12 protein-coding genes are annotated in these 14,679 nt (G+C 71.2%); 1 reads left to right on the forward strand and 11 read right to left on the reverse strand.

What is annotated here, in order from left to right; translation table 11 throughout:
• Positions 1 to 8: 8 nt before the first annotated feature.
• The 9 genes from ACZ6S0_RS14980 to thrC form a co-directional block, all read right to left on the reverse strand.
• Positions 9 to 656, reverse strand: a complete 648-nt coding sequence (locus ACZ6S0_RS14980) for an L-threonylcarbamoyladenylate synthase (RefSeq protein WP_344876175.1) — start codon at positions 654 to 656, stop codon at positions 9 to 11.
• A gap of 10 nt (positions 657 to 666) precedes the next feature.
• The gene (prmC, locus tag ACZ6S0_RS14985) at positions 667 to 1,521 is read right to left on the reverse strand and encodes a peptide chain release factor N(5)-glutamine methyltransferase (RefSeq protein ID WP_465916834.1); all 855 of its coding nucleotides are present in this window, start codon (positions 1,519 to 1,521) and stop codon (positions 667 to 669) included.
• A complete protein-coding gene (gene prfA, locus ACZ6S0_RS14990) occupies positions 1,518 to 2,570 on the reverse strand; it encodes a peptide chain release factor 1 (protein WP_465916835.1) in 1,053 nt (350 codons plus the stop codon). The genes prmC and prfA overlap by 4 nt, the downstream gene beginning before the upstream one ends.
• Positions 2,571 to 2,658: 88 nt before the next feature.
• The gene (rpmE, locus tag ACZ6S0_RS14995; RefSeq protein WP_360692478.1) at positions 2,659 to 2,877 is read right to left on the reverse strand and encodes a 50S ribosomal protein L31; all 219 of its coding nucleotides are present in this window, start codon (positions 2,875 to 2,877) and stop codon (positions 2,659 to 2,661) included.
• Between the two features lie 150 nt (positions 2,878 to 3,027).
• The gene (locus tag ACZ6S0_RS15000; RefSeq protein ID WP_465916836.1) at positions 3,028 to 3,663 is read right to left on the reverse strand and encodes a response regulator; all 636 of its coding nucleotides are present in this window, start codon (positions 3,661 to 3,663) and stop codon (positions 3,028 to 3,030) included.
• A gap of 60 nt (positions 3,664 to 3,723) precedes the next feature.
• Positions 3,724 to 4,989 (reverse strand): sensor histidine kinase, encoded by a 1,266-nt coding sequence (locus tag ACZ6S0_RS15005; RefSeq protein WP_465916837.1) that lies wholly within the window; start codon positions 4,987 to 4,989, stop codon positions 3,724 to 3,726.
• Positions 4,990 to 5,157: 168 nt separating this feature from the next.
• A complete protein-coding gene (gene rho, locus ACZ6S0_RS15010; protein ID WP_465916838.1) occupies positions 5,158 to 7,167 on the reverse strand; it encodes a transcription termination factor Rho in 2,010 nt (669 codons plus the stop codon).
• A gap of 457 nt (positions 7,168 to 7,624) precedes the next feature.
• The gene (gene thrB, locus ACZ6S0_RS15015; RefSeq protein WP_465916839.1) at positions 7,625 to 8,530 is read right to left on the reverse strand and encodes a homoserine kinase; all 906 of its coding nucleotides are present in this window, start codon (positions 8,528 to 8,530) and stop codon (positions 7,625 to 7,627) included.
• Positions 8,531 to 8,568: 38 nt separating this feature from the next.
• A complete protein-coding gene (gene thrC, locus ACZ6S0_RS15020) occupies positions 8,569 to 9,627 on the reverse strand; it encodes a threonine synthase (RefSeq protein ID WP_465916840.1) in 1,059 nt (352 codons plus the stop codon).
• Between the two features lie 266 nt (positions 9,628 to 9,893).
• Between thrC and ACZ6S0_RS15025 the strand changes: the two genes are divergently transcribed.
• Positions 9,894 to 11,438, forward strand: a complete 1,545-nt coding sequence (locus ACZ6S0_RS15025; protein ID WP_465916841.1) for a glycosyltransferase family 2 protein — start codon at positions 9,894 to 9,896, stop codon at positions 11,436 to 11,438.
• Between the two features lie 153 nt (positions 11,439 to 11,591).
• Here ACZ6S0_RS15025 and ACZ6S0_RS15030 read toward each other — a convergent pair whose 3' ends face one another.
• Entirely contained in the window at positions 11,592 to 13,394 is a 1,803-nt protein-coding gene (locus tag ACZ6S0_RS15030; RefSeq protein WP_465916842.1) for a glycosyltransferase, read from the reverse strand.
• Positions 13,391 to 14,467, reverse strand: a complete 1,077-nt coding sequence (locus ACZ6S0_RS15035; protein WP_465916843.1) for a glycosyltransferase family 2 protein — start codon at positions 14,465 to 14,467, stop codon at positions 13,391 to 13,393. Before ACZ6S0_RS15035 ends, ACZ6S0_RS15030 begins: the two co-directional genes overlap by 4 nt.
• Between the last annotated feature and the right edge of the window lie 212 nt (positions 14,468 to 14,679).

Raw genomic sequence — 14,679 nt, forward strand, 5'->3', positions numbered from 1 at the left:
GGTATACGTCAGTCGTCGGTGGCGACGTAACCGATGATGCCGCGCAGCTTCTCCACCGGGATGGCTCCGCGCCGCAGCAGCCGGGGCACGGCCGTGGTGAGGTCGATGATGGTGGAGGGCGTGTTGTCGGTGGTCTTGCCGCCGTCGAGGTAGACCTCGACGGAGTCGCCGAGCTGCTCCTCGGCGTTCTCGGCCGTGGTGGCGGCGGGCGCGCCGGAGCGGTTGGCGCTGGAGACGGCCATGGGGCCGGTCTCCTTGAGCAGGTCGAGCGCGACCGGGTGGAGCGGCATGCGTACGGCGACGGTGCCCTTGGTGTCACCCAGGTCCCAGGAAAGGGCCCTGTTGGCCTTGCAGATGAGCGTGAGCGGCCCCGGCCAGAAGGCGTCGATCAGATCCTGCCCGTACGGCCCCAGGTCGTCCACGAGTGCTGTGGCGGCTCTGACGGTGCCCACCAGGACGGGCGGCGGCATGTCGCGGCCCCGCCCCTTGGCGTCGAGCAGCTTCGTGACGGCCGTCGGAGTGAAGGCGTCGGCGCCGATGCCGTAGACGGTGTCGGTCGGCAACACCACGAGGTCGCCGCGGCGAACCGCGGCCGCGGCCTCCACCAGGGCCGTAGCGCGCTGGTCGGGGTCGGAGCAGTCAAAACGTCGTCCCACGCCGTGCATCCTAGTCCTGGCCCAGCCTGGCCGTGACGAAGCGGTCTCTTCTGGTGAGGTCTTGGCGCAGGCGCACGTCACGCCAGCCGTTGTCCTCGGGGAAGGTCAAGTAGGCGGCCCTGCCCTGTTCGTCCGCGTGCTCCACGGCCACCCAGCCGCCCGGACGCAGCAGCCGGCGGGCCGTGCGCTCCACCGCGCGCACCTCGCCCAGACCGTCGTCCCCTGAGCCGTACAGAGCCCTGGAGGGGTCGTAGTGGCGCACCTCGGGGTCGCGCGGGATCGCGCCGGGCGGGATGTAGGGCGGGTTGGAGATGACCAGGTCGACCTTGCCGTTCAGCTCGGGCAGCGCCTCGGCGAGGTCGTCGGGGTGCAGGTGGGTGCGGCCCTGGCCGTGCTCGGAGATGTTGCGCTTGGCCCACGTGTACGCCGCGGGATCGACCTCCACTGCGTGCACCTCGGCCAGCGCGACCTCCTGGGCGATCGAGAGCGCGATCGCTCCGGAACCGGTGCCGAGGTCGACGACGAGCGGGGCGGTCACGTCCATCTCCCGCAGGGTCTCGATGGCCCAGCCTGCCACCACCTCGGTCTCGGGCCGCGGCACGAACACCCCTGGCCCCACCGCCAACTCCAGATAGCGGAAGTAGGCGTGGCCGGTGATGTGCTGCAGCGGCTCGCGGGCCTCGCGCCGGGCGACGCCCTCCCAGAACAGCGCGTCGAAGTCGGCGTCCTTGACCGTGTGCAGCTCACTCCTGCGCACGCCGTGGACGAACGCCGCGATCTCCTCCGCGTCGGTGCGCGGCGAAGGAACGCCTGCCTCGGCCAGCCGGGCGGTGGCGAGCGCGATCTCGTCCAGCAGAAATGTCATGAGTGTTGTGCGAGCTTCTCCGCCATCTCGGCGTCGATGAGGGCTTGGGTGACGGCGTTCAGCTCGCCGTCGAGAACCTGGTCGAGGTTATACGCCTTGAAGCCGACGCGGTGGTCGGAGATGCGATTTTCCGGGAAGTTGTAGGTGCGTACGCGCTCGGAGCGGTCGACGGTGCGCACCTGCGACTTGCGCTCGGCCTGGGCGGCGGCCTCGGCCTGCTCCTGAGCGATGGCCAGCAGCCGCGCGCGCAGGATGCGCAGCGCCGACTCCTTGTTCTGGAGCTGGCTCTTCTCGTTCTGGCACGAGACGACGACGCCCGTGGGCAGGTGGGTGATGCGGACCGCGGAGTCGGTGGTGTTGACGCTCTGGCCGCCGGGACCGCTGGAGCGGTAGACGTCGATGCGCAGGTCGTTGGAGTCGATCTGGACGTCGACCTCCTCGGCCTCCGGGTAGACGAGCACGCCGGCGGCGCTGGTGTGGATGCGGCCCTGCGACTCGGTGACCGGCACCCGCTGCACGCGGTGCACCCCGCCCTCGTATTTCAGCCGGGACCACACGCCCTCGTCGCCCTTGGCCCTGATGCCGACCGTGACGTCTTTGTACCCGCCCAGGTCGGAGGGCTGGCTGTCGATGATCTCGGTCTTCCAGCCGAGCCGCTCGGCGTAGCGCAGGTACATGCGCAGCAGGTCGCCCGCGAACAGCGCGGACTCCTCACCGCCCTCGCCCGCCTTGATCTCCATGATGAGGTCCTTGTCATCGTTGGGATCGCGCGGGATGAGCAGGTGCCTGAGCCGCTCTTCGAGCTGCGGGACGCGCTCTTCGAGCTCGGCGGCCTCGGCCGCGAACGCTTCGTCCTCGCCGGCCAGCTCTCTGGCGGCGGTCAGATCGTCGCGGACGGAGTCGAGCTCGCGATAGGTGCCGACGATCGGCGTGAGCTGCGCGTAGCGCCTGCCGAGGGTGCGGGCCTTGCCCTGATCGGCGTGCACGGCGGGGTCGGCGAGCTGCAACTCCAGCTCGGAATACTCCTTGAGCAACTCGTCGAGGTTCACCGTGGGTCCCTTTTGCGTAAAGTTCGGCCGTTTCACCAACAACGCCGACCCGGCGCACGCGGGTGCGTCCGGGCCGGCGTGAGTGAAGCTAGTTGCCCGTGGCCTTCTTGCCGAAGCGCTTCTCGAAGCGGGCCACCCGGCCGCCGGTGTCGAGGATCTTCTGCTTGCCGGTGTAGAACGGGTGGCAGGCAGAGCACACGTCGGCGTGGATCACGCCGTTTTTGGCCGTGCTACGGGTGGTGAACGTGTTACCGCAGGAGCAGGAGACCTGCGTCACGTGGTATTCGGGGTGGATGTCGCGCTTCATGGCTGTCCTTTCGGGGTGCGGCCGCCGGGTCGCCTTCACGCACGGCGTGAACCGGAACCGCAAAACGGTCAGCTACCAGTGTGCCAGATCGTGCAACCATCCCAGGCCATCGGACATTCCCCCGGCGGACATTCACGCGGCGCGTGAAGGTCACCGCCCCAGGTAGGTCAGGACGGCGAGCACACGCCGATGGTCCTCAGGGGCCGGACCGAGTGCCAGCTTGGCGAAGATGCCGGAGATGTGCTTCTCCACCGCGCCCTCCGTGACGACGAGCCGGGCGGCGATCGCGGTGTTCGACCGGCCCTCGGCCATCAGGGCCAGCACCTCGCGCTCGCGCGGCGACAACGAGTCGAGCGGCGCGCCCCGGCGCTGACGGCTCAGCAACTGCACCACGACCTCGGAGTCGATCACCGTGCCGCCCGCCGCCACCTGCCGTACGGCCTCCAGGAACTCGGCCACGTCCGCCACCCGCTCCTTCAGCAGGTAGCCGACGGCCTTGCCGATGAGGTCGCCCGCGTAGCGTTCCTCGACGTACTGGGAGAGGACCAGGATCGGGAAGTCGGGGCGGGCCGCGCGCACCTCCAGCGCCGCCCTCAGGCCCTCGTCCGTGTGGGTGGGCGGCATGCGTACGTCGACGATCGCCAGGTCGGGCTCGTGCTCCAGCACCGCGGCCACCAGGGAGGGACCGTCGGAGACGCCGACGACCGTCTCGATGCCGCCGTCGGCGAGCAGCCGCGCGAGCCCCTCGCGCAGCAGTACGGAATCCTCGGCGATGACCACGCGCATGGCCACATGACTACAGGGGATCGCGCTCAGCGTCCACCGAGAGCCGTCCACGGGGTCCGCCTACCACTCGCACGGCAGCTCCGCGCGTACGAGGGTGTGCCCGCCCACGGGGCTGTGCAGCACCAGGACGCCGTCGATGGTGGCCGCCCGGTCCGCCAGCCCGGACAGGCCGCCGCCGGGGCTGACGACCGCGCCGCCGATGCCGTTGTCCCAGACGTCCACGACCACGCCGCGCCGGTCCCTGATCACCGTCACGGACGCCTCGGTGGCGCTGGAGTGCTTGGCCATGTTGGCCAGCGTCTCGGCCACGATGAAGTACGCGATGCTCTCCACCGCCGCCGGCGGCCGCTCGTCCAGCTCGACGGAGACGTCCACCCGGATCGGCGCCCGCGCCGCCAGTCCCGAGAGGGCGGCGTCGAGCCCGCGGTCGCTCAGGATCGCCGGATGGATGCCCCTGGCGAGGTTGCGCAGCTCGGCGATGGCCGCCTTGGTGCCGGTGTGGGCCTGGGCGATGAGCGCCCTGACCTCCTCGGGGGCGGTGTCGAACTTCGCCTGCGCCCGTCCGAGGTCGACCGCCACCGACAGGAGCCGCTGCTGCGCGCCGTCGTGCAGGTCGCGCTCGATGCGGCGCCGCTCGGCCTCGGCCGCGTCGACCCCTCTGGCCCTGCTGGCCCGCAGCCGTCCTGCCTCGTCGCCGCTGAACAGCACCGTGGCCAGCGTCCCGTGCAGCCAGGCCATCCCCCTCACGAGGTACGCCGTCAGCACGAGCACCACGACGCCGAACAGCCCGGCGACGCAGGCGCCCACCCAGTTGTCGATCATCAGCTCGCTGGAGAAGCCGGTGGTCAAGTACAGGAGGGCCAGCAGCGGCTGGACCAGCAGCATCCCCGTCGCCAGCCACATCCAGAACGACAGCAGCACCTCCAGCGCGCCCAGCGTCAGCAGCATCAGCAGGTAACCCAGGTCCTGCCAGGTGGCGGGGTCGGACAGCAGCCAACGCAGGTGCGCGCTGAGCCCTTGCTCGGGCCTCGGGCGGTAGTGGTCGGGGAGCCTGACGCCGAGCGTCACGCGCATCAGCCGCCGCTCCAGCATCGCGCCGCCACGCCACATCAGCACCGTGGCCATCATGAGCGGCAGCCCGACCCACACGACCGACAGGGTGAGCGCCGCCGGGATCGCCACCCCGAGCACGAGAAACCACCCGAGCCCGAAGAAGCCGGTGACCAGCAGGTACGGAGCCGCCCGCCACGTCATCGGATCCACCAGGACACCCAGCGGACCCTTGGGCCCGTACGGCACCCGGTCCTTCAACGCCACCGATCGCATGTCCTTCAGACTGCACGGGACGAGCGCCGCGGTGAATACGGGAGACAGCCGTCGCACGGGTGGGGCTAGCCCCACCCCCGCCGTGACGTCGGCGCGGGCGGAAACCGGCTCGACGTGAAAGGGGCGGCAACGGGTGTGGAACCCGTGCCGCCCCGCTCAGGACCTGCGCTAGTCGCGGCTGTTGCTCACCGTGGTCGTCTGGACCTGCATGAGGAACTCAGCGTTGGACTTGGTCTCCTTCATCTTCTCCAGCAGGAGCTCGAGGGCCTGCTGCATGTCGAGAGCGTGCAGCACCCGCCGCAGCTTCCAGACGATCTGCAGCTCCTCCTTGGCCATGAGGATCTCTTCCTTACGCGTGCTGGACGCGTCGACGTCGACCGCCGGGAAGATCCGCTTGTCGGCCAGGGACCGGTTGAGCTTGAGCTCCATGTTGCCGGTGCCCTTGAACTCTTCGAAGATGACCTCGTCCATCTTCGACCCGGTCTCGACCAGGGCCGTGGCGAGGATCGTCAGCGAGCCGCCGTTCTCGATGTTGCGGGCGGCGCCGAAGAAGCGCTTGGGCGGGTAGAGGGCCGTGGAGTCGACACCACCCGACAGGATGCGCCCGGACGCCGGGGCCGCCAGGTTGTAGGCACGGCCGAGGCGGGTGATCGAGTCGAGCAGGACGACCACGTCGTGGCCCAGCTCCACCAGGCGCTTGGCGCGCTCGATGGCCAGCTCGGCGACCGTGGTGTGGTCTTCCGCGGGACGGTCGAAGGTCGAGTGGATGACCTCGCCCTTGACCGACCGCTGCATGTCGGTGACCTCTTCCGGCCGCTCGTCCACGAGCACGACCATCAGGTGGCACTCGGGGTTGTTGCGGGTGAGCGCGTTGGCGATGGCCTGCAGCACCATCGTCTTGCCGGCCTTGGGCGGGGAGACGATGAGGCCGCGCTGGCCCTTGCCGATGGGCGAGACGAGGTCGATGATCCGCGTGGTGAGGATGTTCGGCTCGGTCTCGAGGCGCAGGCGCTCCTGCGGGTAGAGCGGCGTCAGCTTGTTGAAGTCGGGCCGGTTGCGGGCCTGCTCGGGGTCCATGCCGTTGACGGTGTCGAGGCGGACCAGGGCGTTGAACTTCTCGCGCCGCTCGCCGTCGCGCGGCTGCCTGACGGCGCCCGTGATGACGTCGCCCTTGCGCAGGCCGTTACGCCGGATCTGGGCCAGCGAGACGTAGACGTCGTTGCTGCCCGGCAGGTAACCGCTGGTGCGGACGAAAGCGTAGTTGTCGAGGATGTCGAGGATGCCGGCGATGGGGATGAGCACGTCGTCGTCGCCGACGACGGGCTCGCCGCCGCCCTCGTAGCGCTCACGGCCGCGGCCGCGGTTGCGCTCTCTGAAGCGGCCCCTGCGACCGCGCCCGCCGCGATCGTCGTCGTCGATGCCACCGCGCGGGTCGTTGCGCTGGTCACCCCGCTGGTCGTTGCGCTGATCACCCCGCTGGTCGCCACGCTGGTCGCCACGCTGGTCACCGCGCTGGTCGCCACGCTGGTCACCGCGTTGGTCGGTCCGGCCGGAGTCCGCGGCGGCGCGCTCGCGCTGCTCGCCACGGCCGCTGTCGCGGCCGCTCTCGGCGCGGCCGCCCTCACCGCGGTCGCCGCGCTCGCGGCGCTCGCCGCGGCTGCGGCGCTCGCGCCGGCTCTCGCCACGCTCGGCCCGCAGGTCGCTCTGCCCGGCCTCCTGCTGCTCCACGACGGGCTCCGCCGGAGCGGCGGCGACCGGCTCCGGGGCGACGACCACGGGGTCGGCGGCCGGTGCCGGCGCGGGCTGCGGGGCGGGGTCGTCGGCGGTCTTGGCGCGGGAACGTTCCCTGCGCGTACGGGTGGGCCGCTCGGCCGCGGGCGCCGCCTCCGTCGAAACGGGGGCGGGCGTCTCCGCCGCGGCGGCGGCCGGGGTCGCGCCGTCTCCGGAACCGCCACCCTGCTTCTCCTGGATGGCCGCGATGAGCTGGCTCTTCCGCATGCGCCCGGTCCCGCTGATGCCCAGCTCCGCGGCCATCTTCTGCAGCTCGGGCAGCACCTTGGCGGACAGGCCGGTGCCGGAGCGACGCGCACGCGGCTTGGCCGGAGCGCGGGTGGGGGTGTCGCCGGACGCCGGCTCAGCGCCTGATGCGTCGGAGAGGAGTTCGGTGGTGTCGCTCAACTAAAAGGTCCTTCCCAGGGGTCGGGCGCCGGATTTGTTCTTCCGGGCGTCCCGGAGGTGCTTGCGATCCGGCGGGACAGACCGGGTCGGGGTGCACTTTGCGATCTTCGGCTGTCGCTTGAGACGGCCGCCACTCTTGGGGAGGGGCTCGCCCACGCCGCCGATGGCCCTTGGCGCGTGGCTGACACCCCCCAGATTGCTGTCGCCAACCAGATGTCGAGATGATTCGAACGCACAGATCCCCGTCGTCGCCACCTCGCGTTGAGCCAACCGGGTGTGGGCCAACCGGAGGCAACGGATTCCGGGGAGACAGCCGCGCTGCCCACGCCTCGCGACGTGAAGCATGATGCAGCGATGTATGGCTGACAAGCACGCACCCACCAAGGGGGCATCTGGTGCGGCTACCAGCCTAACATCACCAGCGCACACGGCTATTCCCTGAAGGTCTAAAGAGGCATCAGCGTGTCTCGGGGAACTGAACGTTCGCACCAAACGGGTCGACGTCCATTTGCTGGATGTGCCAGTCATTACCCACTTCTGGCGCGATCAAATCCTGCGTATCCGATGTCGAAAACGCAAGAACCGTGGGCCCCGCTCCCGAAACGACCGCGGGCACGCCCACTGCACGGAGACGTTCTACCAGATCCGCGCTCTGCCTCATGGCAGGCGCGCGGTAGGGCTGGTGGAGGCGGTCCTCCGTGGCCGCGAGCAGCAGCTCGCGCTCTGGCCGCTGGGTCAGCGCGGCGATCAGCAACGCGGCCCGGCCGGCGTTGAAGGAGGCGTCCTTGTGGGGCACGTCCTTCGGCAGGAGCCCCCGCGCCGCCTCCGTGGACAGCCGTGCCGACGGCACGACGACGACCGGACGGATGCGCTGGTCGGGAGCGAGTTTCACCATACGCGGCAGCTCGGTGTGGTCGGACCACGCCACGGTCAGCCCGCCCGCCAGGCAGGGGGCGACGTTGTCGGGATGGCCCTCCATCTCGGTGGCCAGCGCGAAAACCGCGTCATCGGAGAACTCGGCGCCGGCCAGGGCGCGCGCGGCGAGAATGCCCGCGCACACGGCCGCCGACGACGACCCCAGGCCACGCGCGTGCGGAATCCTGTTGCGGCAGCGCAGGCGTATGCCTTCCGGCTGGGGCACGCCCATGCGCGCGAACGCCGCGCGCATGGCCCTGACGACCAGGTGACCCTCGCCGGTATCGACCTCCCCCGCGCCCTCCCCCTCCACGCTGACGTGTACGCCGCGCTCGCCGGTGAGCGTGGCCTCGACGTCGTCGTGGAGGCTCAGTGCCAGCCCCAGCGCGTCGAACCCGGGCCCCAGGTTCGCCGACGTGGCGGGCACGCGGATGTCAACGGTTGTCATGCGTTCACTTTTCCCTCGTCACTCCCCGTGCGCCCCCGTCAGGCGAGGTTGAGCGCCGCCGCGGCGGCGTGGACGTCGATGGGGATGACCACCGGCGCCGGAGCCCCCGAGATGGCCCAGTCGGGATCTTTCAGGCCGTTGCCCGTGACCGTGCAGACGATGCGCTGCCCCGCCTCCACCATGCCCTGCCCGTGGGCCTGCAGCAAGCCCGCGACGCTGGCGGCCGAGGCCAGCTCCACGAACACGCCCTCCTCCTGCGCCAGCAGCTTGTACGCGGCCGCGATCTTCCGGTCGGTCACCGACTGGATCACCCCGCCTGACTCGTCGCGGGCCGCGGTGGCCAGCGACCAGGAGGCGGGGTTGCCGATGCGGATCGCGGTGGCGATCGTGTGCGGATGGGCGACGGGCGCCCCCTGGACGATCGGCGCCGCGCCGCTGGCCTGGAAGCCGAACATGCGCGGCCGCCTCGTCGACACGCCGTCGGCGGCGTATTCGGAGTAACCCATCCAGTACGCCGAGATGTTGCCCGCGTTGCCCACCGGGATGCAGTGGATGTCGGGCGCGTCGCCCAGCGCGTCGACGATCTCGAACGCCGCCGTCTTCTGCCCCTGCAACCTGAACGGGTTGACGGAGTTGACCAGCGCGATCGGATAGTTGGACGACAGCTTGCGGGTCATCTCCAGACAGTCGTCGAACGACCCCTCGACCTGCAGCAGCGTGGCCCCGTGCACGAGCGCCTGGGCCAGCTTGCCCATCGCGATCTTCCCCCGCGGCACCAGCACGGCGCAGGTCAGCCCGGCGCGTACGGCGTAGGCCGCCGCGGACGCCGAGGTGTTGCCGGTGGAGGCGCAGATGACCGCCTTGGCCCCCTCTTCCACCGCCTTGCTGATGGCCATGGTCATCCCGCGGTCCTTGAAGCTGCCCGTCGGGTTGGCCCCCTCGACCTTCAGGTAGACGTCGCACCCCGTGAGGGCGGAGACGCGGTGCGCGGGCACCAGCGGCGTGCCGCCCTCGAGCAGCGTGATGACCGGCGTCTTCGGGGTGACCGGAAGACGCTCGCGGTACTCCTCGATGAGGCCACGCCACGACCTGCTCATGATGACTCCCTACCTGCGCTGTTGGGCACCGAGTCTACGGGGTGCGGGCGACCGTCCTGGTGCCGAGTCCCGGGCCGGACACGGCCCACCACACCGGGCACGACACCGGGCACAGCGCCGGGCACGACACCAGGCGAACACGGTGCGACTCGCCCGTTGGACAGGGGCACTATTCAGGAAATTCTCAGCATCTCCCGATAAGGTCTCGGGAGGGGGTCACGACCATGAACGCGCGTCCTGCTCTGAGGCAGAACGACTATTCACCAGTGGCGGCACCGCAGCTCGGCGCCTGGTCACCCGCCCTTTCCGTGAGCGTGGTGATACCCGCGCACGGAGGGCAGGACAAGCTCGACCTGACGCTGGCGGCGCTGGCCGCGCAGACGTACCCGGAGCACCTCATCGAGGTCCTGGTCGTCGACGACGGCAGCCGTCCGCCGATCCGGCTGCCGGAGATCCGCCCGGTCAACACCCGCCTCGTACGGGTCCACGACGGCTGGGGCATCTCCAACGCCGTCAACACGGGCGCCAAGGCCGCCGACGGAGAGATCATCCAGCGTCTCGACTCCGACATGGTGGCCTGCCGCGAGCACATCGAGGCCATGGCCCGCTGGCACCACGTGACGGACTACCTGGTCACGATCGGCATGAAGAGGTTCGTCGACGCGCCGCCGGTCACCCCCGGGCAGGTCTTTCAGGCGGGACACCTGGGAGAGCTGTTCGACCTGGACGCGGCCGTGGCGAGCTCCACCGAGGCGACGATCGCCAAGACCGACGGACTGCGCAAGAGCCGCAACCCCTACCACGTGTGCACCGGCCCGACCTTCGCCCTTCCCAGGGAGGTCTTCCACGCGGTGGGCGGGCTCGACCCGACCGTGGCCAGGGGAGAGGACACCGAGTTCGCGTACCGGCTGGCCATGCACGGGGTGGTGTTCGTGCCCGATCCGGCCGCGCAGGCCGTGCACCTGGGGCTGCCGGCCCAGCACCGCGACAGGGAGCGGGCCGTGCGGGCGGTGGAGCCGTACCTGGCGCACCGGATTCCGCAGCGCAGAGACCTGCGCAAGGACCGGGGGCGGCGGTGGCTGGTGCCGTACGTGGAGATCGTGCTCGACGTCACCGACACCTCCGAGTCGGTGGTGCGGCAGGCGGTGGCGGCGGCGCTGGACGGCAAGCTGCAGGACGTCGTGGTGACGCTGGTGGGGCCGTGGTCGCGGCTCAGCGACTCGCGCCGCTTCGCGCTGTCGGACCCGTGTTTCGAGCTGCGGCTGATGCGTGACCTGTTCGCGCACGACGAACGCGTCCGGCTCATCGACGAGGCCGCCCCGACGCCCGCGCCGACCCCGTTCCGCTATCGGGGGCCTGTGGACGTGCCGCTGCACCGGGCGACGCTGGAGCGGATGATCGAGTCGGTGCAGAAGGACCTCGTGGGCGTGCTGGTGGTGGACCTGCCCGACGGGCGTACGGCCCGGCTCGAACGCACCTCCGCCCTGGGCCGCGCCGTGCTGCTCGGCGACGCGGGCGACGATCCGGACGAGATCATCGACGCCACGCACGGCGTGCGCCACGAGACTCCCGACCGCTTCTGGCCCGCTCCCCCGCAGCCCGAGCCGGTGGTCGTCCCGGCGCTCGACGGGCCCCGGAATCAGCCCCAGAGCGATCAGACGCAGAACGATCAGCCCCGGAACAAGCAGGCGCAGAACAACCAGGCGCAGAAGCAGGCCCGGCTTCCGGCTCAGGAGCCGGTGGGCGTCCCGGGCGAGACGCCGGAGCGCACGCTTCTGCGGCGGCTGAAGTCCGCCCTGCGCCCCAACTGACGGCCCGGGGATCTCCCCTGGGCGGAGCAGCCGAGGCTTCCCCGGACGGAGTAGCCGGGGCTTCGCCGGGAGCGTCCGAGGCTTCCCCGGACGGAGCCGCCGGGGGCTTCCCGCGCGGAGCGGCCGGGGGCTTCCCCGCGCGGAGCGGCCGGGTCAGCCGCGCAGGCGTTTGCTGAGGGCGCGTCTCATCGTGGTGGAGACCAGCGTGCGCAGGCCCTGCTGGGCGCGGCCGGCGGCGGCGAGTTGGCGGCGTAGCGCGCCGACCTCGCGCCGCAGCTCCACGGCCGACCTGCGCCAGCGCCCCGCCTCCTCCTTCCACTTGGCCACCTGGGCCCGCAGCCGCTCGGCCTCCTTGGCCAGCCGGTCGGCCTCCGCCCGCGCCGCCGCCCGGGCCCGGTACGCCCCACGCCGCCCCAGCGGGGCCTCCGCCGCCTCAGCGGTCAGATCCGTAGCCAGGCCAGTGGTCGGGCCAGTGGTCAGATCCGTGGCCGGCGCTGTGGTCGAGCCCGTGGTCGGCGCTGTGGTCGCACCCGTGGTCGGCGCTGTGGTCGCACCCGTGGTCGGCGCTGTGGTCGCACCCGTGGTCGGCGCTGTGGTCGCACCCGTGGTGAAGAAGCCGTAGGTCTCGCCCGCGACCCAGGCCACGCCGGACACCGTGTCCACGACGTCGTCGAGGGCCTCGCCGTCGGCCGCGACGAGGCGGGCCCTGGCGAAGGACGAGGCGCGCTCCAGCCGGGCCGCCACGACGCACTCGGACGACTCCCCCAGCAGCACGTCGACCAGCCCCAGCCCTTCGTCGCGGGCCAGGTCGAGGAGGCGGGCGAGGGTGTCCTCGCCGGGGATCCAGCCGCCGGGCAGCCGCAGCACGAACGGCACGGCCGGATCGACGTCGCCGGTCGGGGCCAGGCGTACCCGTCCCTCGTGGCGGTAGTGCCCGTGGACGAGCACCAGCTCCAGGTCCGGGTCTTCGAGCGGGGCGCGGTGGTCGCGGCCGAGCGTGTCCCATGGGCCGGTCACGAGCACCGACAGGTCGGGCACGGTGCAGGCCAGCAGGGCGTCCACCGTCGCGCGCACACCGTCGTAGCCGCCCGTCCCGTCCACCACCGCCGTGACGTACGGGACCTTCCACTGCCGCCCGGGATGCCCTCTGAGCCACCGGTAGGCCGGGATGCGGTCGGCCACGAACGCGTGGCTGACCCGGTCGATGGGCCGCTTGTCGCGCATGCGCATGGTCGGCCCGAGGTGGTAGGCGCGGGCCGCCGGCTCCGGTACGAAGACCGCGCCCGCCTGCCACAGCCGGTAGCCCATCTCGGTGTCCTGGCCGAGTATCAGCTCCTCGTCCATGGGCCCGGCGGCCTCGACGAGGCGGGCGCCGACCGAGGTGGCGCCGCCGACGTGCAGGCTGAAGGGGCGCTGGGGGTTGTCGGTGAGGCCGTCGGTGCGCTCGACCAGGTCCACGAGCCAGGCGTGCGGCTCGGCGGGTTCGAAGGCCGTCTCGAGGTCGTGCGGCAGCTCGGCGGGCACGTCGGCGGGGGTGAAGCGGATGTAGCCGGTCACGACGAGGTAGGGGGCGGCGTGGTGCCAGCGCATGTGGGCCTCGATCGCGCCGGGGGTCAGCACCACGTCGGAGTCGAGCCAGTGGATCACCTCCCCGGTGGACTCGGCCAGGCCGGCGTTGCGGGCGGCGGCCCGGCCGGGGCGCTCGCAGACGACCAGGCGGGCGCTGGCGCCCTCGGGCAGGCGTAACGGCGGGGAGCTGGCGTTGTCGACGACGATGACCTCCGTCAGCTCCGCCGGGTAGGTCTGCCGGGCCAGCGCCTGTAAGACCAGGTCGAGCTTGTCCTGGCCGCCGTACGCCGGGATGACCACGCTGACGGTCAGGCGCGGGGTGAAGTGGGGCTCGGGGGCGAGCACCCGGTAGTCGTTGCCGCGTACCCGGCGGGCGGGGGCGGTCATGCGGCTTCCATCAGCAGGCTGGGACGGAAGCCGCGCCACTGGTTGGCGGCCACCTTGACAAAGTGGGCCAGCGGGAGCTGCCAGGTGTGCTCGGCGCTGAGGCCCCTGCGCAGGACGTAACCGAGCCCGTGGGTCCGGTAGGTACGGGCGCCGGCCTTTTGGGCCGCTTTCAGAAATTCAAGATCAACAGCCCTGGGCAGACCAGGAAATCCACCTATTTCCTGAAATTTTACCCTGGACACCAGGATCGTGCCGCCCGCCACGTGATCCGCCCAGACCTCACTCGGATAGCTCGCCCCGCTGGCGAACGTCGTACGCCTGATCGTCGCCCTCAGCGGTTCGAGGTAGAAGAACTCGGCCGTCGTGCCCACCACGTCGGCCCCCGTGTACGCCAGGGCCATGGCCAGATCGGCCAGATGGCGCGGGCCGTACCAGTCGTCGTCGTCCCACTTCGCGAGGTGGTCGCCGCTCGCCAGGGCGGCCGCCCGGTTGAGCACCTCCCCGAACGGCACCGACTGCGCCGCCTCGACCCATTTCACGGGCAGCGAACAGCGCTCGACCTCCTCGCGTACCTGCTCGAAGGCCACCCCGTGCAGGCCCAGCAGTACCTCGGCCGAGACGTCCCGCTGGCGCTCCATCTGGGCCAGGGCCGCGCCCACCAGCCCCGGGCGCTTGGTCGCCATGACGATGCTGACCTGCGCGGGGGCGGCGGCCGGGTGGGCGAGGCGGCGCAGGCGTACGCTGTGCTCCTCGCGCCGCAGGTCGGCCAGGCAGCGCGCGGTGCCGTCGGGGACGTGGCCGAGCCAGTCGCGGTCGGTGAGCAGCGCGGCGAGGTCGGCGGGCACCCAGGGCGCGGCGCGGTCGGCGGTCAGCGGCACCCCGGCGGCGGCCAGCAGCATCAGCCCGTCGAGCGGCACCGGCGCGTCGGGCCACTCGACCTCCAGCCCTCGCAGTGGGCGCAGCGACGACACCTCGGGCCGCCGGCCCTCGACCGTCCAGTCGCCGTCGGCCCAGCGCAGGGGGGCCGGCCCCTTGTCCGGCGTGCGGGTGAAGCCGCAGGGGGTGACGGACATGGGTGGTGTGCTCCTCGATCGTTTGGACTCGATCGGCGCCTACCTTACGCCGGTTTTACTCGCGAGTAGACGAGAGTGACACATTCGGCAGGCCCGGTGGCGCAGGTGACGAGCCTGAACGTTCGCTGTGATCTTTCAGAACTTATGGCGCGGTAGTTGCCGATGTTTATTAGGGTGTCAATAATCCCTGGATGTCCGTGACGCCGCTGATG

This window comes from Nonomuraea sp. NPDC051298 (genome assembly GCF_055586305.1).

Bases quoted from the DNA above. Each gene is read 5' to 3' on its own strand.
- thrB (WP_465916839.1), bottom strand. From the start codon at position 8,530: ATGACAACCGTTGACATCCGCGTGCCCGCCACGTCGGCGAACCTGGGG.
- prmC (WP_465916834.1), bottom strand. From the start codon at position 1,521: ATGACATTTCTGCTGGACGAGATCGCGCTCGCCACCGCCCGGCTGGCC.
- thrC (WP_465916840.1), bottom strand. From the start codon at position 9,627: ATGAGCAGGTCGTGGCGTGGCCTCATCGAGGAGTACCGCGAGCGTCTT.
- ACZ6S0_RS15035 (WP_465916843.1), bottom strand. From the start codon at position 14,467: ATGTCCGTCACCCCCTGCGGCTTCACCCGCACGCCGGACAAGGGGCCG.
- ACZ6S0_RS15005 (WP_465916837.1), bottom strand. From the start codon at position 4,989: ATGCGATCGGTGGCGTTGAAGGACCGGGTGCCGTACGGGCCCAAGGGT.
- ACZ6S0_RS15000 (WP_465916836.1), bottom strand. From the start codon at position 3,663: ATGCGCGTGGTCATCGCCGAGGATTCCGTACTGCTGCGCGAGGGGCTC.
- rpmE (WP_360692478.1), bottom strand. From the start codon at position 2,877: ATGAAGCGCGACATCCACCCCGAATACCACGTGACGCAGGTCTCCTGC.
- ACZ6S0_RS15030 (WP_465916842.1), bottom strand. From the start codon at position 13,394: ATGACCGCCCCCGCCCGCCGGGTACGCGGCAACGACTACCGGGTGCTC.